Source organism: Pantoea sp. X-Soil-MYKO-1289, assembly GCF_059730625.1.
In genome coordinates, this window is sequence record NZ_AP036004.1 from 3,292,982 (window position 1) to 3,316,173 (window position 23,192).

Annotated in this window: 20 protein-coding genes; 3 read left to right on the forward strand and 17 right to left on the reverse strand. The window is 60.2% G+C overall.

Going from position 1 to position 23,192, the window contains the following annotated elements; all coding sequences use genetic code 11:
* Positions 1-6: 6 nt before the first annotated feature.
* On the reverse strand, positions 7-1,047 hold the full coding sequence (locus tag AC6I7Z_RS15735; RefSeq protein ID WP_497814894.1) for a GMP reductase: 1,041 nt from the start codon (positions 1,045-1,047) through the stop codon (positions 7-9).
* Between the two features lie 216 nt (positions 1,048-1,263).
* Between AC6I7Z_RS15735 and coaE the strand changes: the two genes are divergently transcribed.
* From coaE to yacG, 3 genes are read left to right on the forward strand one after another with little or no spacing between them, the layout of a single operon-like run.
* Positions 1,264-1,872 carry a dephospho-CoA kinase gene (gene coaE / locus AC6I7Z_RS15740; protein ID WP_497814895.1) on the forward strand — a complete coding sequence of 203 codons (609 nt, stop codon included), beginning with the start codon at positions 1,264-1,266 and terminating at the stop codon, positions 1,870-1,872.
* 4 nt (positions 1,873-1,876) lie between these two features.
* Positions 1,877-2,620 carry a cell division protein ZapD gene (zapD, locus tag AC6I7Z_RS15745; protein WP_497814896.1) on the forward strand — a complete coding sequence of 248 codons (744 nt, stop codon included), beginning with the start codon at positions 1,877-1,879 and terminating at the stop codon, positions 2,618-2,620.
* Between the two features lie 8 nt (positions 2,621-2,628).
* Positions 2,629-2,826 carry a DNA gyrase inhibitor YacG gene (yacG, locus tag AC6I7Z_RS15750; RefSeq protein ID WP_286871550.1) on the forward strand — a complete coding sequence of 66 codons (198 nt, stop codon included), beginning with the start codon at positions 2,629-2,631 and terminating at the stop codon, positions 2,824-2,826.
* A 24-nt stretch (positions 2,827-2,850) separates the two neighbouring features.
* Here the strand turns inward: yacG and mutT are convergent, their stop codons facing one another.
* The 16 genes from mutT to AC6I7Z_RS15830 form a co-directional block, all read right to left on the reverse strand.
* The gene (mutT, locus tag AC6I7Z_RS15755; protein WP_497814897.1) at positions 2,851-3,246 is read right to left on the reverse strand and encodes an 8-oxo-dGTP diphosphatase MutT; all 396 of its coding nucleotides are present in this window, start codon (positions 3,244-3,246) and stop codon (positions 2,851-2,853) included.
* A 289-nt stretch (positions 3,247-3,535) separates the two neighbouring features.
* The gene (gene secA / locus AC6I7Z_RS15760) at positions 3,536-6,241 is read right to left on the reverse strand and encodes a preprotein translocase subunit SecA (RefSeq protein WP_497814898.1); all 2,706 of its coding nucleotides are present in this window, start codon (positions 6,239-6,241) and stop codon (positions 3,536-3,538) included.
* Positions 6,242-6,311: 70 nt separating this feature from the next.
* Positions 6,312-6,818 carry a secA translation cis-regulator SecM gene (secM, locus tag AC6I7Z_RS15765; protein WP_497814899.1) on the reverse strand — a complete coding sequence of 169 codons (507 nt, stop codon included), beginning with the start codon at positions 6,816-6,818 and terminating at the stop codon, positions 6,312-6,314.
* Between the two features lie 304 nt (positions 6,819-7,122).
* Positions 7,123-8,040 (reverse strand): UDP-3-O-acyl-N-acetylglucosamine deacetylase, encoded by a 918-nt coding sequence (gene lpxC / locus AC6I7Z_RS15770; RefSeq protein ID WP_497814900.1) that lies wholly within the window; start codon positions 8,038-8,040, stop codon positions 7,123-7,125.
* 101 nt (positions 8,041-8,141) lie between these two features.
* Entirely contained in the window at positions 8,142-9,296 is a 1,155-nt protein-coding gene (gene ftsZ / locus AC6I7Z_RS15775; RefSeq protein ID WP_033749494.1) for a cell division protein FtsZ, read from the reverse strand.
* Between the two features lie 69 nt (positions 9,297-9,365).
* Positions 9,366-10,622 carry a cell division protein FtsA gene (gene ftsA / locus AC6I7Z_RS15780; protein ID WP_033749492.1) on the reverse strand — a complete coding sequence of 419 codons (1,257 nt, stop codon included), beginning with the start codon at positions 10,620-10,622 and terminating at the stop codon, positions 9,366-9,368.
* On the reverse strand, positions 10,619-11,455 hold the full coding sequence (gene ftsQ, locus AC6I7Z_RS15785) for a cell division protein FtsQ (RefSeq protein ID WP_497814901.1): 837 nt from the start codon (positions 11,453-11,455) through the stop codon (positions 10,619-10,621). Before ftsQ ends, ftsA begins: the two co-directional genes overlap by 4 nt.
* 1 nt (position 11,456) lies before the next feature.
* On the reverse strand, positions 11,457-12,377 hold the full coding sequence (locus tag AC6I7Z_RS15790) for a D-alanine--D-alanine ligase (protein WP_497814902.1): 921 nt from the start codon (positions 12,375-12,377) through the stop codon (positions 11,457-11,459).
* A complete protein-coding gene (murC, locus tag AC6I7Z_RS15795; protein ID WP_497814903.1) occupies positions 12,370-13,845 on the reverse strand; it encodes a UDP-N-acetylmuramate--L-alanine ligase in 1,476 nt (491 codons plus the stop codon). The genes AC6I7Z_RS15790 and murC overlap by 8 nt, the downstream gene beginning before the upstream one ends.
* 69 nt (positions 13,846-13,914) lie before the next feature.
* Complete coding sequence (gene murG / locus AC6I7Z_RS15800; protein ID WP_497814904.1) at positions 13,915-14,973, reverse strand: undecaprenyldiphospho-muramoylpentapeptide beta-N-acetylglucosaminyltransferase; 1,059 nt, start codon at positions 14,971-14,973, stop codon at positions 13,915-13,917.
* The gene (ftsW, locus tag AC6I7Z_RS15805) at positions 14,970-16,196 is read right to left on the reverse strand and encodes a cell division protein FtsW (RefSeq protein WP_048785365.1); all 1,227 of its coding nucleotides are present in this window, start codon (positions 16,194-16,196) and stop codon (positions 14,970-14,972) included. Before ftsW ends, murG begins: the two co-directional genes overlap by 4 nt.
* Positions 16,196-17,512: a UDP-N-acetylmuramoyl-L-alanine--D-glutamate ligase gene (gene murD / locus AC6I7Z_RS15810; RefSeq protein ID WP_497814905.1), complete on the reverse strand. Its 1,317-nt coding sequence runs from the start codon at positions 17,510-17,512 to the stop codon at positions 16,196-16,198. The genes ftsW and murD overlap by 1 nt, the downstream gene beginning before the upstream one ends.
* Before the next feature lie 2 nt (positions 17,513-17,514).
* A complete protein-coding gene (gene mraY, locus AC6I7Z_RS15815; protein ID WP_033749483.1) occupies positions 17,515-18,597 on the reverse strand; it encodes a phospho-N-acetylmuramoyl-pentapeptide-transferase in 1,083 nt (360 codons plus the stop codon).
* Positions 18,591-19,949: a UDP-N-acetylmuramoyl-tripeptide--D-alanyl-D-alanine ligase gene (murF, locus tag AC6I7Z_RS15820; RefSeq protein ID WP_497814906.1), complete on the reverse strand. Its 1,359-nt coding sequence runs from the start codon at positions 19,947-19,949 to the stop codon at positions 18,591-18,593. Before murF ends, mraY begins: the two co-directional genes overlap by 7 nt.
* A complete protein-coding gene (gene murE, locus AC6I7Z_RS15825) occupies positions 19,946-21,433 on the reverse strand; it encodes a UDP-N-acetylmuramoyl-L-alanyl-D-glutamate--2,6-diaminopimelate ligase (protein WP_497814907.1) in 1,488 nt (495 codons plus the stop codon). Before murE ends, murF begins: the two co-directional genes overlap by 4 nt.
* Entirely contained in the window at positions 21,420-23,186 is a 1,767-nt protein-coding gene (locus AC6I7Z_RS15830; RefSeq protein WP_497814908.1) for a peptidoglycan glycosyltransferase FtsI, read from the reverse strand. Before AC6I7Z_RS15830 ends, murE begins: the two co-directional genes overlap by 14 nt.
* Positions 23,187-23,192 lie beyond the last annotated feature (6 nt).

The following is a 23,192-nucleotide window of genomic DNA, read 5'->3' on the forward strand; positions in this document are numbered from 1 at the left end:
GAGAGGTTAACGGTTAAAAACGCGGTTTTCCTGTTCGGCGACGCGAATAAAGGTGGTTCGCTTGGTCAGCTCCTTCAGCCGCTCTGCGCCGACATAGGTACAGGCTGAGCGCAGGCCGCCGAGGATGTCGCGCGCCGTCTCGGCAACCGGGCCGCGCAGCGGCAGCTTCACCGTTTTGCCTTCCGCCGCGCGATACTGCGCGACGCCGCCAACGTGACGCTTCATCGCCGATTCCGAGCTCATGCCGTAAAACAGCATAAACTGCTCGCCGTTCTCCTCGACTACGGTTCCCTCGCACTCGTCATGCGCGGCGAGCATGCCGCCCAGCATCACGAAATCGGCGCCGCCGCCGAACGCTTTGGCGATATCCCCCGGCACCGCGCAGCCGCCGTCGCTGACGATCTGGCCGCCCAGTCCGTGCGCCGCATCCGCGCACTCGATAACCGCAGAGAGCTGAGGATAGCCGACGCCGGTTTTCACGCGCGTGGTACAGACCGAACCCGGACCAATGCCGACCTTAACGATATCTGCGCCGGAGAGGATCAGCTCCTCCACCATTTCGCCGGTGACCACGTTGCCTGCGCAAATGGTGCGGTCCGGGAAAAGTTCGCGCGCGCGCTGCAGGAAAGTGACAAAGTGCTCGGAATAGCCGTTCGCTACGTCAATACAGATGAATTTAAGATCGGCGGAGAGCGCCAGAATCGCCGTCAGCTTCTGCAAGTCGGCCTCGGATGTGCCGGTCGACACCATAATGTGATTCAGCACCGCCACCGGCGAACGCTCAATAAAAGCGCGCCATTCGTCAACGCCGTAGTGCTTATGCACGGCCGTGAGAATATCAAAGCTGGCCAGCGCTTCCGCCATGCTGAAGGTGCCGACGGTGTCCATATTCGCGGCGATCACCGGCACGCCGCTCCAGCTCAGGCCGGAATGCTTAAAGGTAAAGTGACGCTCCAGTTCGACCTCAGAGCGGCTTTTCAGCGTGGAGCGTTTAGGACGGATCAGCACGTCTTTAAAACCCAGCTTTAAATCTTCTTCAATACGCATAAAAATTGTCCTGGTAAGTGGCAGCGAATCGCAGTTCGGGTAGCGCACACGGCTCCAGTGGCATAATCATACGCGCCCTACGTCTGCCGACAAGACTGCGAATTTCACTTTATTTAAGCTACAATCCGATAAATTTATCTGAGAATTTTCATTGTGATCGCGCACACAGTTTTGTGTTTCGGCTTGCCCGCTGCGTTGCGCGCCTGAGAGAGTAATATGCCTTATACCGTGGCGCTGACCGGAGGAATCGGCAGTGGAAAGAGCACCATCGCCAATGCTTTTGCGGCGCTTGGCGTGCCCATTATCGACGCGGACGTTATCGCGCGCGAAGTGGTCGAGCCGGGATCGGCGGCGCTGCGGCAAATCGCGGAGCGGCACGGCGAAAGCATCCTGACGGAACAAGGCGCGCTGAATCGCGCCCGACTGAGAGAGATTATTTTCCAGTCGCCCGATGAAAAAACCTGGCTGAATAATCTGCTTCATCCCCTGATTAACGCCCGCACGCAGCAGCTGAAAGCGCTGTCGACCGCGCCCTATGTGCTGTGGGTCGTGCCGCTGCTGGTTGAAAACGGCCTGCAGCGTCAGGCGGATCGCATTCTGGTAGTCGATGTCGATGAAGCAACGCAGCTCAGGCGCACCATTCAGCGCGACGGCATCGATCGCCAGCAGGCGCAAAATATTCTGTCCGCTCAGGCGACGCGCAGCGCGCGCCTCGCCGTAGCCGACGACGTCATTAATAACAGCGGCACGCCCGATGAGGCGCTGCCGCAGGTTGCCGCTCTGCACCAGCGCTATCTGGCGCTGGCGGCAACGCAACAGGATTAACGCCATGAGTACAGTCGTTCTGTTTGAACATCCCCTGAATGAAAAAATGCGCACCTGGCTGCGCGTGGAATTCTTAATCCAGCAGCTGCATGAAACCGTGCCGGTTACCCGCACCGCTTCGGCGCTGACCTTTTTCCGCATCATCGGCGAGCTGCTGGACATTTTCGAGCGCGGCGATATGCGTACCGAATTGCTCAAGGAGCTGGAACGTCAGCAGCAAAAGCTGCGCGCCTGGGCTGACGTGCCGGGCGTTGACATGACCGTGGTCGATGCGCTGCGCGACAAGCTCAAAACGCAGGCGGTTCAGCTCAACAGCGCGCCGCGGATGGGACAGCAGCTGCGCGAAGATCGACTTATCGGCCTGGTGCGTCAGCGGCTCAGCATTCCGGGCGGCTGTTGCAGCTTCGATCTGCCAGGACTGCATATCTGGCTGCATCAGCCGCAGGAGGTGCGCGACGGCCACGTCGCCGCCTGGCTGGAGACGCTGACGCCGCTGCATCAGAGCCTGGCGATGATTCTGGATCTTATTCGTCAGTCAGGCGCGTTTCGCCATCAGACCAGCCTGAACGGTTTTTATCAGGACAACGCCGAGGGCGCGGATCTGCTGCGCCTGCAGCTCCAGCTGGAAGATGCGCTTTACCCCCAGGTTTCCGGCCACAAAAGTCGTTACGCCATCCGCTTTCTGCCGCTGGACAGCGAACGCGGCGAAGTGCCCGCACGACTCAACTTTGAACTGGCCTGTTGTTAGAGGTAGCTATGCAAAATGAAGTGATTACCGTTCAGTGTCCGCACTGCGGGAGAGATGTAATCTGGGATGAGCTCAGCCCGTGGCGTCCGTTCTGCAGCAAGCGCTGCCAGCTGATCGATTTAGGCGAATGGGCGGATGAAGAGAAGCGGATCCCCAGCGAAGGCGATCTGAACGACAGCGACGACTGGAGCGAAGAACAGCACTGACAGCAGGGGCTGGCGCCCCTGATATTACAGCTCGCCGGCCACCAGACGCGCAACCAGCGAATGGTTAGCCGGCGGGAACTCTTCCGCGATCAGCTCGCGTTGCGCAACCCAGCGCTGCGGCTGCCCTTCTCGTCCCCACGGCTCGCCTTCCCAGCCTTCCACCAGAAAGAAGTTAAGCGTTACGCGCAGCGCGTCATAGGTATGATCCGCCGCGCCAATCGCCGTCGCCTGCGTCACTTCGATGCCGGTCTCTTCCAGCAGTTCACGCTTCAGCGCCTCTTCCGCGCTCTCGCCAGGCTCGATTTTGCCGCCGGGAAACTCCCACATATTCGCCATATGGGACGACGCCGGGCGTTGAGCCAGAAAGATCTCTTTATCGGCGTTACGGATGATGCCAACGGCAACCTGCAGGTGCTTCATAAAATTTTCCACGTCGGGTAGGTGAATGTGCGCTGATTTTAAAGCATGGATGGCGCAAAGTTAACCGCGCCGCATTGACAAGAAAAAAGGCGCCGAAGCGCCTTTCAAACAGCTGACATATTTAAAACGCGGATGACATGGACTGAAGAGCAAAGCGTCCCGCGCAAGGGACTGCGCGGGCCGAGCTGGCATGGATGCCGCTTTTGCGCCTTTGCGATCGGGCCTTGTCAACCGCGTCTGCACTTTTCTCGCAAGCTCAAAGGCGCCGAAGCGCCTTTTTTTGCGACTGTCAGGCCAGGCGGCCGTGACACTGCTTATATTTTTTACCGGAGCCGCACGGGCAAAGATCGTTGCGTCCGACTTTACGCTCGCCGCTCTGCGCGGCCAGCGATGCGGCCGCGGCCGCTTCATCGTCAACGTGGCTAAGCTGCTGCTGCTGCGCCAGACGTTCCGCTTCTTCGCGACGCTGCTGCTCCATCGCTTCCACCTCTTCCGGCATGCGCACCTGCACCTTGCTCAGCGTGCTGACCACTTCATACTTCAGTGATTCAAGCATGGCCGCGAACATCGCGAAGGATTCGCGCTTGTACTCCTGCTTGGGATCTTTCTGCGCATAGCCGCGCAGATGGATGCCCTGACGCAGGTAGTCCATCGCCGCCAGATGCTCTTTCCACAGCGAATCGAGCGTCTGCAGCATCACGCCTTTTTCGAAGTTGCGCATCATCTCGACGCCGACAATCTCTTCCTTGCTGGCGTAGCTCTCGCGGGCGCGCGTCATGATGCGCTCGCGCAGCGTCTCTTCATGCAGATCCGGCTCTTTATCCAGCCACTCGGCGATCGGCAGGTCGAGGTCGAAGTCAGCGCGCAGGCGTTCTTCCAGGCCCGGCACGTCCCACATTTCCTCCAGCGACTGCGGCGGAATGTAGGTGTCGATGGTGGTTTTGAACACGTCTTCGCGAATGCTGTTGATGGTTTCGCTGACGTCGGAAACGTCCAGCAGCTCGTTACGCTGGCTGTAGATGGCGCGACGCTGGTCATTCGCCACATCGTCATACTCCAGCAGCTGCTTACGAATATCGAAGTTGCGGCTCTCGACTTTACGCTGCGCGTTGGCGATAGCTTTGGTCACCCACGGGTGCTCGATCGCTTCGCCAGGCTTCATGCCCAGTTTACGCATCATGTTAGAGACGCGATCCGAGGCGAAAATACGCATCAGCGCATCTTCCATCGACAGATAGAAGCGGGAAGAACCGGCGTCGCCCTGACGACCGGCGCGGCCGCGCAGCTGGTTATCGATACGACGCGACTCGTGGCGCTCGGTGCCGATAATATGCAGGCCGCCCGAAGCCAGTACCGCATCGTGGCGCTGCTGCCAGGCCGCTTTGATCGCTTCAATCTGCGCTTCGGTCGGCTCGACCAGCTCGGCGACTTCCGCATGCCAGCTGCCGCCCAGCATAATGTCGGTACCACGACCCGCCATGTTGGTGGCGATGGTGACCGCGCCCGGCTGGCCCGCCTGGGCGACGATGTCCGCTTCGCGGGCGTGGAACTTGGCGTTCAGCACGTTGTGCTTGATGCCTGCGCGCGTCAGCTCGTTAGAGACCACTTCCGATTTTTCGATGGAGATCGTACCCACCAGCACCGGCTGGCCATTAGCGGTACGCTCGCGGATATCTTCAATGATCGCGTCGATCTTCTCTTTTTCGGTCATATAGACCAGATCGGGCAGATCTTTACGCACCATCGGGCGGTTGGTCGGCACGACGATGGTGTCGAGTTTATAGATAGAGCTGAACTCGAAGGCCTCGGTGTCCGCCGTACCGGTCATGCCAGCCAGCTTTTCGTAGAGACGGAAGTAGTTCTGGAAGGTGATGGAAGCCAGCGTCTGGTTCTCGTTCTGGATCTCCACGCCCTCTTTGGCTTCAATTGCCTGATGCAGGCCATCCGACCAGCGGCGGCCCTGCATGGTACGGCCGGTGTGCTCGTCGACGATAACCACTTCGCCGTCCTTCACGATGTAATCCACATCGCGTGTAAACAGCGCATGGGCGCGCAGAGCCGCGGTGACGTGATGCATCAGCATAATGTTGGTCGGCGAATAGAGCGATTCGCCCTCTTCCATAATGCCCTGGCTTACCAGCAGCTCTTCCACCTTGACCAGGCCGCGCTCGGTCATGTGCGCCTGGCGCGCTTTCTCGTCGACCCAGAAATCGCCTTCGCCCTGGAAGTTGTCAGAATCTTCTTTCTCCTGACGCACCAGGCTAGGAATGATTTTATTAACTTTGGTATACATTTCCGAGCTGTCTTCCGCCGGACCGGAGATAATCAGCGGCGTACGCGCTTCGTCGATCAGAATGGAGTCGACCTCATCCACCAGCGCATAGTTCAGCTTGCGCTGCACGCGCTCTTCCGGGCTGAACGCCATGTTGTCGCGCAGATAGTCGAAGCCATATTCGTTGTTAGTGCCGTAGGTGATATCCGCCGCGTAGGCTTCACGCTTCGCCACTGAAGGCATGCCCGGCAGATTAATGCCGACGCTCAGGCCCAGGAACTCAAACAGCGGACGGTTATTTTCCGCATCGCGCTGCGCCAGGTAGTCGTTGACGGTCACGACGTGCACGCCCTTACCGCTCAGCGCATTGAGGTACGCCGGCAGGGTCGCGGTCAGCGTTTTACCTTCACCGGTACGCATCTCCGCGATACAGCGATCGTTCAGCACCATGCCGCCAATCAGCTGCACGTCAAAGTGACGCATGCCGAAGACGCGTTTACTTGCTTCACGCACCGTGGCGAACGCTTCCGGGATCAGGCTTTCCAGCGACTCGCCCTTTTTCAGGCGCTCGCGGAACTCGTCGGTTTTCGCTTTCAGCTCATCGTCAGAAAGTTTCTCGAAATCCGGCTCCATCTTGTTGATGACGTCTACGACTTTACGCATGCGGCGCAGGGTACGATCGTTGCTGCTGCCAAACATTTTGGTTAAAAGCTTGATTAACATATTAAAAACTTCTCAATTCAGCCGCGTAATGCGGGCTGCGATAATGAATAAAGGTATTTTAAAAGGGGTTTCAGACAAGCAGCGTAGACGGTCCGGCGCGAATTGCATGGGTTTTACTGCGCCAGTCGGCCAGTGAAGTGGCAGGTGCGAGCGCATCGCGCGGCGCGATGGCGGCCGACTGCGACGGCTGACGCGAAGAAGTATGGGTAGTCAGCAACGCCTGAAGCGAATCAATCAACGCCAGCTTGTGCGCAGCCAGCGGCAGATTATCGGGCGTTTCCGCCTGCGGCGCCAGGGTAAAGGAAAGATGGCGGATAACGGTGCGAATAGCGTGCTGATGCCAGTAATCAATCGTAAAGCTGGGGCGGCGCGCCGTTTCCTGCAGCCGGATCAGATGATCGAAGCGCGCGGCATTGCCGACGAAGAGGCTGCTGGATGAAGACTCGGATGAGGTGTTGAATTCGGCGCTCTGGGCGCAGACAGGCAAGCCAAAGCTGGCCGCCACCATCCCCAACAGGAGATGAGGCCAGAAATAGCGTCTGCCTAAATGTCGCCAGCGTAGAAAAATTCCGATCACAACTCTTCCATTGCGCATCAACGATCGCGTCGTTGTCAGGGGTTTGCCGCTCTCTTTGAACAGCGGCGCTCAGCTTCTCAGAGCGCCTGATAGTACCATTAATGTGGGGCGCCCACATCAGCGTTTAAAGTCGCTCTGGAAGAAAAGTCGCCTGTTTGTTCAGCGTTTCAGCAATGTTGCACGCTTTGCTGCGAAGCACGTCGAAAATTTCAGGGGGGACCAAAACAAGCGCAATAAAAAAGGCTGGTATCGCTGACCGGAGAGGGTTGTCAGCAGATACCAGCCTTTAAAGATTCTGGGGTAATTAAGCCAGAACCAGATTCGGTGCCTTGAATGCCAGCGGCAGTTCCGCTTCGTCTTCGAAGGTAGCCCATTCCCAGGCTTCTTGTTTCGCCAGGACGGCCTGCAGCAGCTTGTTGTTCAGTGCGTGGCCTGATTTGAACGCGGTAAACGCGCCAATAATATTGTGGCCGCACATAAACAGGTCGCCAACCGCATCCAGCATTTTGTGACGAACGAATTCATCTTCAAAACGCAGGCCTTCTTCATTCAGCACGCGGAAATCGTCGAGACCGATCGCGCAATCCAGACTACCGCCCAGGCACAGGCCTTTGGATTGCAGATACTCGATTTCACGCATAAAGCCGAAAGTACGCGCGCGGCTGATCTGACGAACAAAAGAGTCGGCAGAGAAGTTCAGCTGATAGCGCTGAGAGCTGGAGTCGATCGCCGGATGCTTGAAGTCGATGGTAAAGTCGAGAGAGAAACCGTTGTAGGGTTTGATCTCGGCCCACTTGTCGCCATCTTCCACACGAACGGTCTGCTTAACGCGCACGAATTTCTTGGCGCTGTTCAGCTGCTCGATGCCCGCATCCATCAGCAGATAGATAAAGGGCGCGGCGCTGCCGTCCATAATCGGAATTTCCGGCGCATCCACTTCAACGATAATGTTGTCGATACCCAGACCAGCTAGCGCGGCGTTCAAATGCTCAACCGTCGAAATACGTACGCCTTCATCATTCACCAGGCAGGTACTCAGCATGGTGTCGCGCACGTATTTTGCATCAGCCGGGAAATCAACCGGTGGATTCAAGTCAGTGCGACGATAGATGACCCCGGTATTCGCCGGCGCAGGGCGTAGTGTCAGCGTGACTTTCTTGCCGGTATGCAAACCGACGCCAGTCGCCTGAACAATACGTTTTAATGTCCTTTGTTTGATCATCGTATTATCTCGCAATATTACCCATCCGACCGCTAGTGTACTTTACCAGCGGGCGAACACTTTAGCACAAAGAGCGGAGAATCCCAATTCTCAGGTTATTCCTAATCGGCCTGCTTACGCAGAAACGCTGGAATATCAAGGTAATCGGGCTCTTTGTTCGACTGCGCGGTCTGGTCGTTGACCACTTTGGCCGCCGGCTTTTGCTCCTGCGGCAGCGGCGACATGCCGTGCTGCTGGTAGCGATGATCCATCACAGGCTGGCTGGCTGGCTTGTTGGTCACCAGGGTGATTTCCGGACGCTTGTCCATGCCGATGCCGGTTGCCACTACGGTTACGCGCAGTTCGTCGTTCATCTCCGGATCCAGCGAGGTGCCGATAACCACGGTGGCGTTGTCAGAGGCGAAGGCGCGGATAGTGTTACCCACGGTTTCGAACTCATCCAGACGCAGGTCGAAGCCCGCCGTGATGTTGACCAGCACGCCGCGCGCGCCAGACAGATCGATATCTTCCAGCAGCGGGCTGGAGATCGCCATTTCCGCCGCCTCTTCCGCGCGGTCTTCGCCGCAGGCGACGCCGGAGCCCATCATCGCGTAGCCCATTTCGGACATCACGGTGCGCACGTCAGCGAAGTCGACGTTCATCAGGCCCGGACGCGTAATCAGTTCGGCGATGCCCTGTACCGCGCCTTTCAGCACGTCGTTTGCCGCGCCGAAGGCGTCGAGCAGAGAGATGCCGCGACCCAGCACTTTCAGCAGCTTGTCGTTCGGGATGGTAATCAGTGAATCTACATGCTTAGAGAGCTCGGCGATGCCCTGCTCGGCAAAGGCCATGCGCTTTTTGCCTTCGAAGTTGAAGGGCTTGGTCACGACCGCAACGGTCAGAATGCCCAGGTCTTTGGCCACTTCTGCCACCACCGGCGCAGCGCCGGTGCCGGTGCCGCCGCCCATACCGGCAGCGATAAAGACCATGTCTGCTCCCTCCAGCGCAGAACGCAGTGCTTCGCGATCTTCTTCCGCAGAGGTACGACCAACTTCCGGATTCGCTCCGGCACCCAGACCTTTGGTGATATTGGTGCCGATCTGGATAGTCTGGCCAACCGCTGTTTTACGCAACGCCTGGGCGTCGGTGTTCACAGCGAAGAATTCCACACCTTCGATGCGCTCGCGCACCATGTGCTCTACGGCGTTGCCGCCGCCGCCGCCGACGCCGATGACTTTAATCACCGCGTCATTGGTTAATTCCATCGGTTCAAACATGATTTCTCTCCGTTATGTGCCTGTCGCCTGGAGACCATAAACAGTGCCAGCATGGTCTCCTTTCTAAAATCAAAATTCTTTCTTCAACCAGCTATTGATGCGCTTGAACCAGTTGCCCACCGATGCGCGTTTTTCCGTCTCCGCATCGCCGTTCATATGGGACTCTTTGCCATAGTGCAACAGTCCCACTGCGGTTGAGTAATAGGGTTCCTGCGCGTAATCCGTCAATCCTGTGATATTGAGCGGCTGCCCGATGCGCACCTGCGTATGGAAAACGCGTTGCGCGCAGGCGGCCAGCCCTTCAATTTGCGCCGCGCCACCGGTCAGCACGATCCCGGCTGCCAGATGGTGCTTAACGCCCTGCTGACGCAGTTGTTCCTGTAGCTGCAAAATCTCGTCGTTGACCAGATTCAGCAATTCGGTGTAGCGCGGCTCGATTACTTCGGCCAGCGTCTGCCGTTGCAGGCTGCGCGGCGGACGTCCGCCCACGCTCGGCACTTCGACGTTTTCGTCTTTGCCGACAATGGATCCCAGCGCGCAGCCGTGGCGAACCTTAATCGCTTCGGCGTCTGTCGGCGGCGTGCCGAAGGCGTAGGCGATGTCGCTGGTGACCACGTTACCCGCATAGGGGATCACTTTAGTGTGACGCAGCGCGCCGCCTGTATAAACAGCAATATCCATTGTACCGCCGCCGACGTCGACAACACAGACGCCAAGCTCACGTTCGTCTTCGGTCAGCACCGCGAAACTGGACGCCAGACCGGCAAAAATCAGTTGGTCAACTTTCAGGCCGCAACGTTCAACGGCCTTGACGATATTTTTCGCCATATCGTTGTGACATGTGATCAGGTGCACTTTCGCCTGCATGCGCACGCCCGACAAACCAACCGGGTTTTTGATGCCTTCCTGATAATCGATAGCGTATTCCTGAGGAATAACATGCAGGATGCGGTGCTCATCGCGCACGCGCACTGACTTCGCAGTGTGTACGACGTTTTCCACATCATCCTGAGTCACTTCCTCTTCGGAAATCGGAACCATCCCGATTTCGTTCTGGCAGCTGATATGTTTGCCCGATAAAGCGAGATAGACGGAGGAGATCTGGCAGTCCGCCATCAGCTCGGCCTGATCGATGGCGCGCTGTACGCATTTCACCACCGACTCAAGGTCGTTTACGCCGCCTTTATCCATACCGCGAGACGGGCAGCTGCCCACCCCGATAATGTTGACCATACCATCGGGCAGAATTTCCCCAACCAGGGCGGCAACCTTCGCGGTGCCAATTTCGAGTCCAACTACCAGTTTTCTGTCCGTTGCCTTGATCATTGTTTAGCCTGTGCCTGGTTCTGTTGCTGATTACTGTCCTGGAGCTCTACGGGCTCCGGCGTCCAGCCCACGGCTGCACCCGAGTCGTACCGCAAATCCACATAGCTGATGCGCTTATGCTCGTTCTGCCCTTGCTGCTGCAACGCCGGATAGAGCTCGATAAATCGGTTAAGACGCTTCATGGGCTCGCCGCGCCCCAGTTCGATGCGTACATCGTCGCTGGTGACCAGCTGCCATGACCGTCGCGCCGTCATCGACGCGACCTTCAGGGTAAATTTGTTGGCCTTCAGCACGTCGCTCATGCTGTGGTAACCCGCCAACACCTCTTTTTCGCTGCCTTCCGGTCCGTACAGCATCGGCATCGTTTCTTTGCCGATGTGGCTGGCCGGCACGCTGAAGGAGACGCCGTCCGCATCCACCATATGCAGATCGTTCCAGCGCGCCACCGGCACATACTCCACCAGGTGGATCTTCAGCTCGTCAGGCCACTGCTTGCGCACGCTAACCTGCTTGATCCACGGCAGCCGCTCAATCTGCTGCTGAAGGATGTTGACATCCTGCGACATAAAAGTGCCCGGCGCGCCCAGCGACAAAATCGCCTGGCGAATATCATCGTGCGTGGTGTAGTGGGTTTCGCCCGTCACCACCAGCCGTGAAAGCGGCAGGCGCGACGCGTCGTTCATCCACTTCAGCACCACCAGGCCGCCGAAAATCATAATGCCAATGACCATCAGCAGAAAAAAGATGCCGAACAGTCTGGCCCCGTTGCTGCGCCCCGTGCGCACGCGCTCCTGGGGTTCGCGGTTCCGTGCGTTAAGTGCCGCCTGTGACATATCAGTCAGCCAGTTCCAGAATGCGCGCCACCAGCTGCGAGAAGCTCATGCCCGCCACGCTTGCCGCCATCGGCACCAGACTGTGGCTGGTCATGCCCGGCGAGGTGTTCGCCTCCAGCAGCTGGAAGTTGCCTTCGCCGTCCGCCATTACGTCTACCCGACCCCAGCCGCTACAGCCCAGCGCGCGCCATGCGTTCCAGACCAGCGCCTGCAGTTCCGCTTCCCGCTCCGCGCTCAATCCTGCGGGGCAGAAGTATTGAGTATCGTCAGAAATGTATTTTGCTTCATAGTCATAAAATTCGCTGGCGGTCTGAATGCGTATCGCCGGCAGAATCTGGTCGCCAATAATTCCGACCGTATACTCCGCGCCGCTGAGAAACGCTTCGATCAGCACGTTGTCATCATGGCGGAACGCTTCATCCAGCGCGGCAGGCAGCGTTTCCAGCGTATTGACGCGGCTGATGCCGACGCTGGAGCCTTCGCTGCTCGGCTTGACGAACAGCGGCAGGCCCAGCGCCTCGACGGCGTCGCGCGTTTCCGCGTTCAGGCCCGCCTGATACTGCTCGCGCGTCAGCCAGACAAAGCGGCCAGAAGGCAACCCGCGCCCCTGCCAGAGCAGTTTGGTTCGCAGCTTATCCATGGTAATGGCCGACGCCATCACGCCGCTACCGGTATAAGGCAACTGTAAAAACTCCAGCACCGCCTGCAGCGTGCCGTCTTCGCCTCCGCGGCCGTGCAGCGCGATAAAGGCGGCGTCGAAGCCCTGCTCTTTCAGCGTCAGCACCGAAACGTCGCGCGTGTCGATCGCATGCGCGTTAACGCCCGCCTCGCGCAGACCCGCCAGCACCGCGCTGCCCGACATCAGCGACACGTCGCGCTCCGCCGAGGTGCCGCCCATCAGGACGGCGACTTTATTAGCCATGACGCTCCTCCGCTTTGCGCTCGGGCTGCAGCTTGCAATCCGCCAGCTTGCGCGCCACTTTGCCTACGTTGCCGGCGCCCTGCACCAGAATCAAATCTTTGCCCGACAGCAGCGGCGCCAGCATTCCCGGCAGCGCGTCGTGATCCGGCACCAGCACCGGATCGACCTTGCCGCGCCCGCGAATAGAGCGGCACAGCGCGCGGCTGTCCGCGCCAGGTATCGGCGTTTCGCCCGCCGAATAGACATCCAGCATCAGCAGCACGTCGACCTGCGACAGCACGTTGGCGAAGTCGTCGAACAGATCGCGGGTGCGCGTATAGCGGTGCGGCTGAAACACCATCACCAGTTTTTTGTCCGGCCAGCCGGCGCGAGCCGCCTTAATGGTGGCGTCGACTTCGGTCGGATGATGGCCGTAATCGTCGACCAGCATCGCCGTGCCCGGATTGCCGTTGACCGGCTCCGTCGGGAATTCGCCCAGCAGATCGAAGCGACGCCCGGTCCCCTGAAAGCTTTCCAGCGCGGCAAGGATGGCGTTGTCGTCAATGCCCTCTTCGCTCGCCACCGCAACGGCGGCGGCCGCGTTGAGCGCGTTATGACGGCCTGGCGCGTTCAGCGTCACCTGCATAAGCGGCTTGTCGTGACGCACGAGGGTAAAGTGCCCCTGCGCGCCGCGCTGCTCATAGTGTTCGATGCGCACGTCAGCGTCATCGCTAAAGCCATAAGTGGTAATGTGACGCCCCACGCGCGGGATCAGATCGCGGATCACCGCATCATCAATGCACATTACCGCACGGCCGTAAAACGGCAGGTTGTGCAGAAAGTTGATAAAGGTCTGCTTCAGGTTTTCGAAGTCGCCCTGGTAGGTATCCATGTGGTCAGCTTCGATATTGGTCACTACCGCCACCATCGGCTGCAGATGCAGGAATGAGGCGTCGCTCTCGTCCGCTTCCGCAATCAGGTAGCGGCTGCTGCCGAGCCGCGCGTGCGTGCCCGCCGCCTTAACCAGCCCGCCGTTGACGAAGGTTGGATCCAGGCCGCCTTCTGCATAGATGCTCGACACCATCGCCGTGGTGGTGGTTTTGCCGTGCGTCCCGGCAATAGCGATGCCGTGACGAAAACGCATCAGCTCCGCCAGCATCTCGGCACGGCGGATCACGGGAATACGCTGTTCGCGCGCCGCGACCAGCTCCGGGTTGTCCTGCGCCACCGCGCTGGAGACCACCACCACGCTGGCATCGGTGACGTTTTCCGGGCGATGGTTGAAATAGATGGTGGCGCCCAGCGCCGTCAGATGCTGCGTCACCGCGTTCGGCGCCAGATCGGAGCCGCTAATATGGTAACCCTCGTTCGCCAACACTTCGGCAATACCGCCCATGCCGGCACCGCCGATGCCGACAAAGTGAATGTGCCGGACGCGACGCATCTCGGGCACAATGGAGCGCAGTTTTGCCAGTTGTTGTGTATTCATCGTTCTCAGTTACCTGTCATCTTTATCCGTGCCTGTTGCGGCACCGGCCAGCTACGCTGGCCCGATTATTCACTTCGCGGCGCGCGCCACTTCACGTGCGACCCTTTCGGTCGCATCGGGGATCGCCACCTGGCGGGCTTTTTCCGCCATGCTCAACAGCGTTGGGCGATCCCAGCGGCGCAGCGTCTCCGCCACGGCATCCGCGGTAAACTGCGGCTGCTCAAAAATTTTGGCCGCGCCCGCTTTTTCCAGCGGCAGCGCATTCCAGTACTGCTGACGATCTTTATGCTGAAAAGGCACGAAAATCGCCGGTAAGCCCGCCGCGGCGATTTCGCTGACGGTCAGCGCGCCGGAGCGGCAAACCACCACATCCGCCCAGGCGTAGGCGGCCGCCATATCGTCAATAAACTCCGTGACCTTGTGCTGCGTCTGGCCGACCTGCTGATACGCCTTAAGCACATCCTGCAGCGCGCCTTTGCCGGTCTGATGCCACAGCGTCACGCTGTCGCCCAGCGCGGCCGCGACCTGCGGCAGCGTCTGGTTCAGCACGCGCGCGCCCTGACTTCCGCCGACCACCAGCACCCGAATCGGACCGCTGCGGTTGGCCAGACGCGCGTCCGGCAGCGGCAGCGCCAGCACGTCGGTGCGCACCGGATTGCCGACGACGTCCGCATGCGGAAAGGCGCCGGGAAAGGCCTGCATCACTTTGCTGGCGATCTTCGCCAGCCACTTATTGGTCAGCCCGGCGATGCCGTTCTGCTCGTGCAGCACCACCGGAATGCCGCAGCTCCAGGCCGCAAGGCCGCCGGGCCCGGAAACGTAACCGCCCATGCCCAGCACCACGTCCGGCTGCCACGCCCGCATAATGGCGCGCGCCTGACGCCAGGCGTTGAAAATACGCATCGGCGCCAGCAGCAGCGCTTTCAGGCCTTTGCCGCGCAGACCGCTGATGCGGATAAACTCAATCTCGATACCGTGTTTCGGCACCAGATCCGCTTCCATTCTGTCGGCCGTGCCGAGCCAGCGAACCTGCCACCCCTGTTCCATCAGATGATGGGCGACGGCCAGACCGGGGAAAACATGCCCGCCGGTTCCGCCCGCCATCACCATCAAACGCTTCCCACTCATCGGGCACCTCGGGTAAACGCCTGCGCTTTGGTCAGGCGCGTTTCATAATCAATACGCAGCAAAAACACGATCGCCGTCGACATAATCAGCAGGCTGGAGCCGCCGTAGCTGATCAGCGGCAGCGTCAGCCCTTTCGTCGGCAGCATGCCCGCTGCCGCGCCGACATTAACCAGCGCCTGGAAGCTGAACCACACGCCGATAGAGCAGGCGAGGAAGCCGGAAAAACGCTGATCGATCTCCAGCGCGCGGCGGCCGATCGACATCGCACGAAAAGCGACGAAGAATACCATCAACAAGGCTAAAACCACACCGATATAACCCAGCTCTTCGCCGATGATAGAGAAGATAAAGTCGGTATGCGCTTCCGGCAGATACTCCAGTTTTTGCACCGAGTTGCCGAGCCCCTGCCCCCAGAATTCTCCGCGGCCGAACGCCATCAGCGACTGCGTCAGCTGATAGCCGCTGCCGAAGGGATCTTCCCAGGGATTCCAGAACGATGTCACGCGGCGCATACGGTAGGGTTCCGCGATAATCAGCAGCACTACGGCGAACATGCCGGAGCCGATAATCGCCAGGAACTGCCACAGCTTCGCGCCCGCCAGAAAGAGCATCGCCAGCGTGGTGACGAACAGCACTACCACGGTGCCCAGGTCAGGCTGCGCCAGCAGCAGCACCGCCAGCACCACCATCACGCCCATCGGTTTGCAGAAGCCCCAGAAGTTATTGCGCACCTCTTCCACCTTGCGCACCAGATAGCTGGCGAGATAGCAGAAGAGCGACAGCTTCGACAGTTCCGCCGGCTGGATACGCAGCGGGCCGAGGGCGATCCAGCGCGAGGCGCCGTTCACCGAGCTGCCCACCACCAGTACGATAAGCAGCATCACCACCGTGGCCAGCAGCATCGCGTTGCTGTAGCGCTGCCAGAAATCCATCGGCACGCGCAGCGTGACCAGCGCGATGCCAAGCCCTAACACGATGTAGAAGGCGTCGCGCTTGGCGAAGTAAAAGGGGTCGTCGTTGAGACGCTGCCCCACCGGCATCGAGGCCGAGGTCACCATCACGAAGCCGACAATAGCCAGACCGAAGGTGAGCCACAGCAGCGTGCGGTCGTAGAGCACCAGGGCGGAATCGTCGCTTTCGCGCGCGCCCATCACCCAGTCTTTCAGCCGGCTGCCGATAAAAGCGAAGAGCCCGATTATCATTCCGCCGCCAGGAATACGCATCAGCCTAACTCCTTCGCCAGCTGCGCGAAGCGATCGCCGCGCTGTTCAAAATTACGGAACTGGTCGAGGCTGGCGCAGGCGGGCGACAGCAGCACCATATCGCCCGGCTGAACCTGCGGCGCGATCAGCTCCATCGCCTGCTGCATCGTCTCGGTGCGCACGGCGTTGTCGGGGCGCAGCGCCGCCAGCGCGTCGCCATCGCGGCCGAAGCAGTAGAGGCGAACCTTCTCGTCCTGCACATAGCGCGTCAGCGGAGTGAAATCCGCCGATTTGCCGTCGCCGCCCAGCAGCAGCCAGAGGCGGCCGTTAACCTGCAGGCCGTTAAGCGCCGCTTCGGTGCTGCCGACGTTGGTGGCTTTCGAGTCGTTGATCCAGCGCACGCCGTTGGCCTCATGCGCCAGCTGGAAGCGATGCGCCAGCCCGCTAAAGCTGGTCAGCGCCGCCAGGCTGGAGGCGCGCGGCAGACCCACCGCGTCGGCCAGCGCCAGCGCCGCCAGCGCATTGGTATAGTTATGCTGGCCTACCAGCTTCATCTCATCGGTGTTCAGCACTTTTTCGCCCTTCACGCGCAGCCAGGTGGCGCCCTGCTGACGATTAAGGTGATAGTCGCCGAAATCGATGCCGAAGCTGACGCAGCGCGCATCGGCGCCGCGCACCGGCATGGTCAGCGCATCGTCGGCGTTCACCACGCAGACCCGCGCGTTTTCATAGATGCGCAGCTTGGCGGCGCGGTACTGCTGCATGCCGAGCGGATAGCGATCCATATGATCTTCGGTGACGTTAAGAATGGTCGCCGCCGCGGCTTTCAGGCTCCAGGTGGTTTCGAGCTGGAAGCTGGAGAGTTCCAGCACGTAAAGCTGCGCGGGCGATTTCAGCAGCGACAGCGCCGGCAGCCCGATATTGCCGCCGACGCCGACCTGCCAGCCCGCAGCGCGCGCCATCTCGCCGACCAGCGTAGTGACCGTGCTTTTGCCGTTGGAGCCGGTGATCGCCACGATCGGCGCCTGCGCCTCGCGGCAGAACAGCTCGATATCGCCGACGATCTCGACGCCCGCCCCGGCCGCTTCAGTTAATGCCGGATGCGCCAGCGCCATGCCCGGACTGGCGACGATCAGATCCGCCGCCAGCAACCAGTCGCTGTTAAGCCCGCCGGTATAGCGCTCTACCTGCTCAGGCAGCTTGTCGAGTCCCGGCGGCGACACACGGGTATCCATCACGCGCGGCGTTACGCCTTGCGCTAAAAAGAAATCAACACAGGAGAGGCCCGTCAGGCCCAGCCCGATAATGACGACTTTTCTGCCCCGATAGTCAGCCATAATTAACGCACCTTCAGCGTAGCCAGGCCAATAAGCACCAGCATCAGCGAAATAATCCAGAAGCGCACGATGACGCGCGGTTCCGGCCAGCCTTTCAGTTCATAGTGATGATGAATCGGTGCCATGCGGAAAATGCGCTGCCCGCGTAGCTTGAACGATCCTACCTGCAGGATCACCGACAGCGTCTCAACCACGAACACGCCGCCCATGATCACCAGCAAAAATTCCTGACGCAGCAGCACGGCGAGTGTGCCGAGCGCGCCGCCCAGCGCCAGCGATCCCACGTCGCCCATAAAGACCTGCGCCGGATAGGTGTTGAACCACAGAAAGCCCAGCCCTGCCCCGACGATGGCGGTACAGACGATCACCAGCTCGCCCGCATGGCGCAAATAGGGAATATGCAGATACTCGGCAAACTTAACGTTGCCGGTCGCCCAGGCCACCAGCGCGAACCCGGCCGCGACAAACACTGTCGGCATAATCGCCAGGCCGTCCAGACCGTCGGTGAGGTTAACGGCGTTGCCGGTGCCGACAATCACGAAGTAGGCGAGCACGACGTAGAACAGGCCAAGCTGAGGCATGATGTCTTTGAAAAACGGCACCACCAGCTGCGTGGCGGGCGTTCCTTTGCCGGCGGCGTAGAGCGCGAACGCCACGCCGAGCGAAATCACCGACATCCAGAAATATTTCCAGCGCGCGATCAGCCCCTTGGTGTCTTTGCGCACCACTTTGCGATAGTCATCGACAAAGCCGATGATGCCAAAACCCACCAGCACGACCAGCACGCACCAGACGTAGGGATTAGAAGGATAGGCCCACATCAGCACCGAAACGGTAATCGACGTGAGGATCATAATCCCGCCCATGGTCGGCGTGCCGCGCTTGCTGAAGTGCGACTCGGGGCCGTCGTTGCGCACCACCTGGCCAATTTGCAGCTTTTGCAGCCAGGCGATCAGGCGCGGCCCCATCCATAAAGAGATAAATAAGGCGGTCAGCAGGCTGACAATGGCGCGAAACGTCAGATACGAAAAGACGTTGAAGCCGGAATAAAAAGCGACCAGATGCTCGGCCAGCCAGACTAACATGTTCCCATCTCCTGTAGGTTCTGCACGACCTGCTCCATGGCAGCACTCCGCGAACCCTTAATCAAAACGGTTAATTCCCGATGTTCGGACAACAACGTCCGTAAACGTTCAGTCAACGCGGTTTTAGTGGCGAAATGTTCGCCAACCCCGCTGCTTTCACTAATGTTGGCGCTCAGCGCGCCGACGCTCAGCACGCGATCGACGCCCGCGGCTTTCGCCGCCAGCCCGACTTCGCGATGACACTGTTCCGCCTCTTCGCCCAGTTCCGCCATATCGCCGACCACCATTACGCGATAGCCGGGCATCTCGCCCAGCACCTGCGCGGCGGCCGTCATCGAGCCGACGTTGGCGTTATAGCTGTCGTCGAGCAGCAGCTGATGCTCGCCGAGTCGAATGGGAAACAGGCGGCCAGGCACGGCCTGCAGGTTTTTTAACCCGCTCTGGATGGCGCTCAGCGGCGCGTCGACCGACAGCGCCAGCGCGGCGGCGGCCAGCGCGTTGGCGATATTATGGCGGCCGGGCAGCGGCAGCGTGACGTCGATGTCGCCGCGCGGCGTCTGCAGAGTAAAGTGGGTGCCGTCTACGCCCAGACGGATATCGCGCGCGGTGAAATCGCTGTCGGCCGCCTGCGGCGAAAAACGCCAGACGCGCTTGCCGTGCAGGTTCGCCTGCCAGTGCGGCCAGTCGTTGCTGTCAGCGTTGAGAATAGCGGTGCCGTTCGCCGGCAGACCGTTGAAGATCTCCCCTTTCGCCTTCGCCACGCCTGCCAGCGAGCCAAAACCTTCCAGATGCGCCGCCGCCAGGTTATTCACCAGCGCGCTCTCTGGACGCGTCAGCTCGGTGGTATAGGCGATCTCGCCCTGATGATTGGCGCCCAGTTCGATCACCGCATACTGATGCTGCTCGGTGAGGCGCAGCAGCGTCATCGGCACGCCGAAATCGTTATTCAGGTTGCCGGCGGTATAAAGCGTTTCGCCGCACTCACGCAGGATGGCGGCGGTCATCTCTTTAACCGAGGTTTTGCCGGAGGAACCGGTAAGCGCCACGACGCGCGCCTTTGACTGCTGGCGTACCCAGGCGGCCAGCTTGCCGAACGCGATACGCGTGTCGGCAACCACCACCTGAGGGACAGAAAGAGGTAAATGCTTACTCACTAATAACGCCTGCGCGCCGCTGGCGGTAGCGTCAGCGGCAAAGTCATGGGCGTCGAAGCGCTCGCCGACCAGCGCGACAAACAGGCTGCCGGGCGTCACTTTGCGCGTATCGGTAGTGACGTCGTTCAGGACAAGGTCGCTGCCGTGAAGCGTGCCGCCGCTGATGTCGGCCAGTGTGGTAAGGGAAACCGGGATCATGCCGTCACTCCTAATAACGCGGCAACCGTGGCGCGGTCGGAGTAATCCAGGCGACGATTTCCCACGATTTGATAATCTTCGTGACCTTTGCCTGCCACCAGCACGATGTCGTCAGGCTGGGCCTGTAGTACGGCGTTAGTGACCGCTTGCGCACGACCCGCGACGACGCGCGCGCGGTGCGGCTCAAGCAGGCCGGTCAAAATGTCGTTAACGATAGCCTGCGGATCTTCGCTGCGCGGATTGTCGTCGGTAATCACCACGATGTCCGCGAACTGCTCGGCGATAGCGCCCATCAGCGGACGCTTGCCTTTGTCGCGATCGCCACCGCAGCCAAACACGCACCACAGCTTGCCTTTGCAGTGCAGACGCGCTGCTTCCAGCGCCTTTTCCAGCGCGTCCGGCGTATGGGCATAATCCACCACGACGGTCGGCTTGCCCGGCGCGCTGAAGACTTCCATGCGCCCGCATACCGGCTGCAGCTGCGGCGCCGTCCGCACCAGATCGGCGAGCGGATAATCGAGCGCCAGCAGCGTGGCAAACGCCAGCAGCAGGTTGCTGACGTTGAAGGCGCCCATCAGGCGGCTGTCGAATTCGCCTTCGCCCCAGCTTGAGCTGAAGCGGATATGCGCGCCATTGTCCTGATAGGTGACCTCTTCGGCTTTTACCCACCGGCCGTGACAGCCCGGCTGGAGATTATTCTCCATGGTGACGGCGACGGCGTCGGGCAGCGTCGCCAGCCAGCGGCGCCCTGCTTCGTCGTCGGCGTTAAGGATCATTTCGCCGACCTGATGGTCGGTAAACAGCAGCTTTTTAGCCGATTCGTAGCTCTGCATATCGCCGTGATAGTCGAGATGATCGCGGCTCAGATTGGTAAAGACCGCGGCGGCGAACGGCAGCGCCGCAACGCGATGCTGCACCAGACCGTGCGAGGAGACCTCCATCGCGGTCAGCGTCGCGCCCTGCTGCGCCAGCTCCTGCAGCAGATGCTGAACCTCGACGGCCGAGCCGGTAGTGTTCTCCGCGGCGGTCAGCTGTCCGAGCAGGCCGTTGCCGACCGTGCCCATCACCGCGCCGGTTTCGCCCAGCCGCTGCGCCCACTGCGCCAGCAGCTGGGTGGTGGTGGTTTTGCCATTGGTGCCGGTCACGCCGATCAGCTTCTGCTTTTCGCCGGGCTGACCATAAAAACGGCCTGCCAGCGCAGAGAGCCGCTGCGGCAGCTGCGCCAGATAAATCACCGGCACGCCGTGCATTTCTTTGATGTCGCCATCGCTGGCTTCGCCTTCGGCCTCTGCGATCACGGCGGAAACCCCCTGCGCGATCGCCTGCGGAATAAAACGCCGTCCATCGGCGTGGTGGCCTGCGACGGCCACAAACAGATCGCCGGACGCCGCCTTGCGGCTGTCCAGTGTCATGTCACCCAGGGGACGCGCCGGCGCGCCTGGCACCCACGGGCCCAGCAAGTCGCGCAGGTTACGATCTGTCACTTTTTTCCTCACTTCTGTTTGTCACCAGCTCGTTTTTGTCATTGGTCGGCAACGCGTCCGGTTCGATGTTCATGGTGCGCAGAACGCCGCCCATGATGGCGCCGAACACCGGCGCGGAAACCGCACCACCGTAATACTTGCCGGCCTGGGGATCGTTGATCACCACCACCAGCGCAAAACGAGGATGACTGGCAGGCGCGACGCCTGCGGTGTATGCGATATATTTATTGACGTAGCGGCCGTCCGGCCCGACTTTTTTCGCCGTACCGGTTTTAATCGCGATGCGATAGCCTTTGATTGCCGCTTTTACGCCGCCGCCGCCCGGCAGCGCGACGCTTTCCATCATATGAACCACGGTTTTCACCAGCGATTCCGGGAAGACGCGCTCGCCCGCCACTGGCGGATCGACTTTGGTGATCGACAGCGGGCGGAAGATGCCGTAGCTGCCGATGGTCGCGTAGACACGCGCTAACTGTAACGGCGTTACCATTAGCCCGTAGCCGAAAGAGAAGGTGGCCCTCTCTATGTCAGACCACCGTTGTTTTTGAGGGTATAAGCCACTACTTTCCCCGACCAGCCCCAAATTGGTCGGTTTACCCAGGCCAAAGCGCGCATAAGTATCTACAAGCGCTGAGGAGGGCATCGCTAACGCCAGCCGTGAAACGCCGACGTTACTCGACTTCTGCAGAATCCCGGTAAGGGTCAATTCGTTATAGCGCGCCACGTCTTTGATCTCATGACCGTTAACGCGGTACGGCACGGTATTGAGCACGCTGTTTTCCCGCACTACGCCGCGCTGCAGCGCCGTCATCACCACCATCGGTTTGACGGTCGAGCCAGGCTCGAAAATGTCGGTGATGGCGCGGTTGCGCATCATCTCTTTCGGCGTGTTGCTGAGGTTATTGGGGTTGTAGGCCGGGCTGTTGGCCATCGCCAGCACTTCGCCGGTATTGACGTCCACCAGTACGGCCGTGCCCGACTCAGCTTTGTTGAACGCCACCGCGTTGTTAAGTTCGCGGTAGACCAGCGCCTGCAGGCGTTCGTCGATGCTGAGCGTCAGGTTGTGCGCGGCGCGGCTGTCCACTGACGAGATATCTTCGATCACGCGGCCGTTGCGGTCTTTACGCACCGTTCGCTCGCCCGGCGCGCCGGTCAGCCATTTATCGAAGCTCTTCTCGATGCCCTCGATACCCTGGCCGTCAATATTGGTAAAGCCGATCAGGTGAGAGGTCACCTGACCGGCCGGATAGTAGCGGCGCGACTCTTCGCGCAGATGGATGCCGGGCAGCCGAAGCTTCTTGATGTAGTCGCTGATGGCGGGATTAACCTGGCGCGCCAGATAGATGAAGCGTCCTTTGGGATTGGCGTTGACGCGCGTCGCCAGCTGATCGAGAGGAATAGAGAGCGCGTCGGCAAGCGCTTTCCAGCGGCCGTCGAGGGTCACGCCGCCCGCGTCGTGCAGCTCTTTCGGGTCGGCCCAGATGGCGTTGACTGGCACGCTGACCGCCAGCGGACGGCCGGCGCGATCGCTGATCATGCCGCGCGCGGTAGGCACCGCCTGCACGCGCAGCGAGCGCAAATCGCCCTCTTTCACCAGCTTGTCGGGGCTGATGACCTGTAGCCAGGCGACGCGTGAGAGCAGACCGAACAGCGCCAGTAAAATACAGCCGCACAGCAACGCAAAACGCCAGCTTACAAAGCTGGCTTTATCTTCCTGTTTTTTCAACTTCAGCGTTTTGCTTGCGCCGCTCATTGCGAT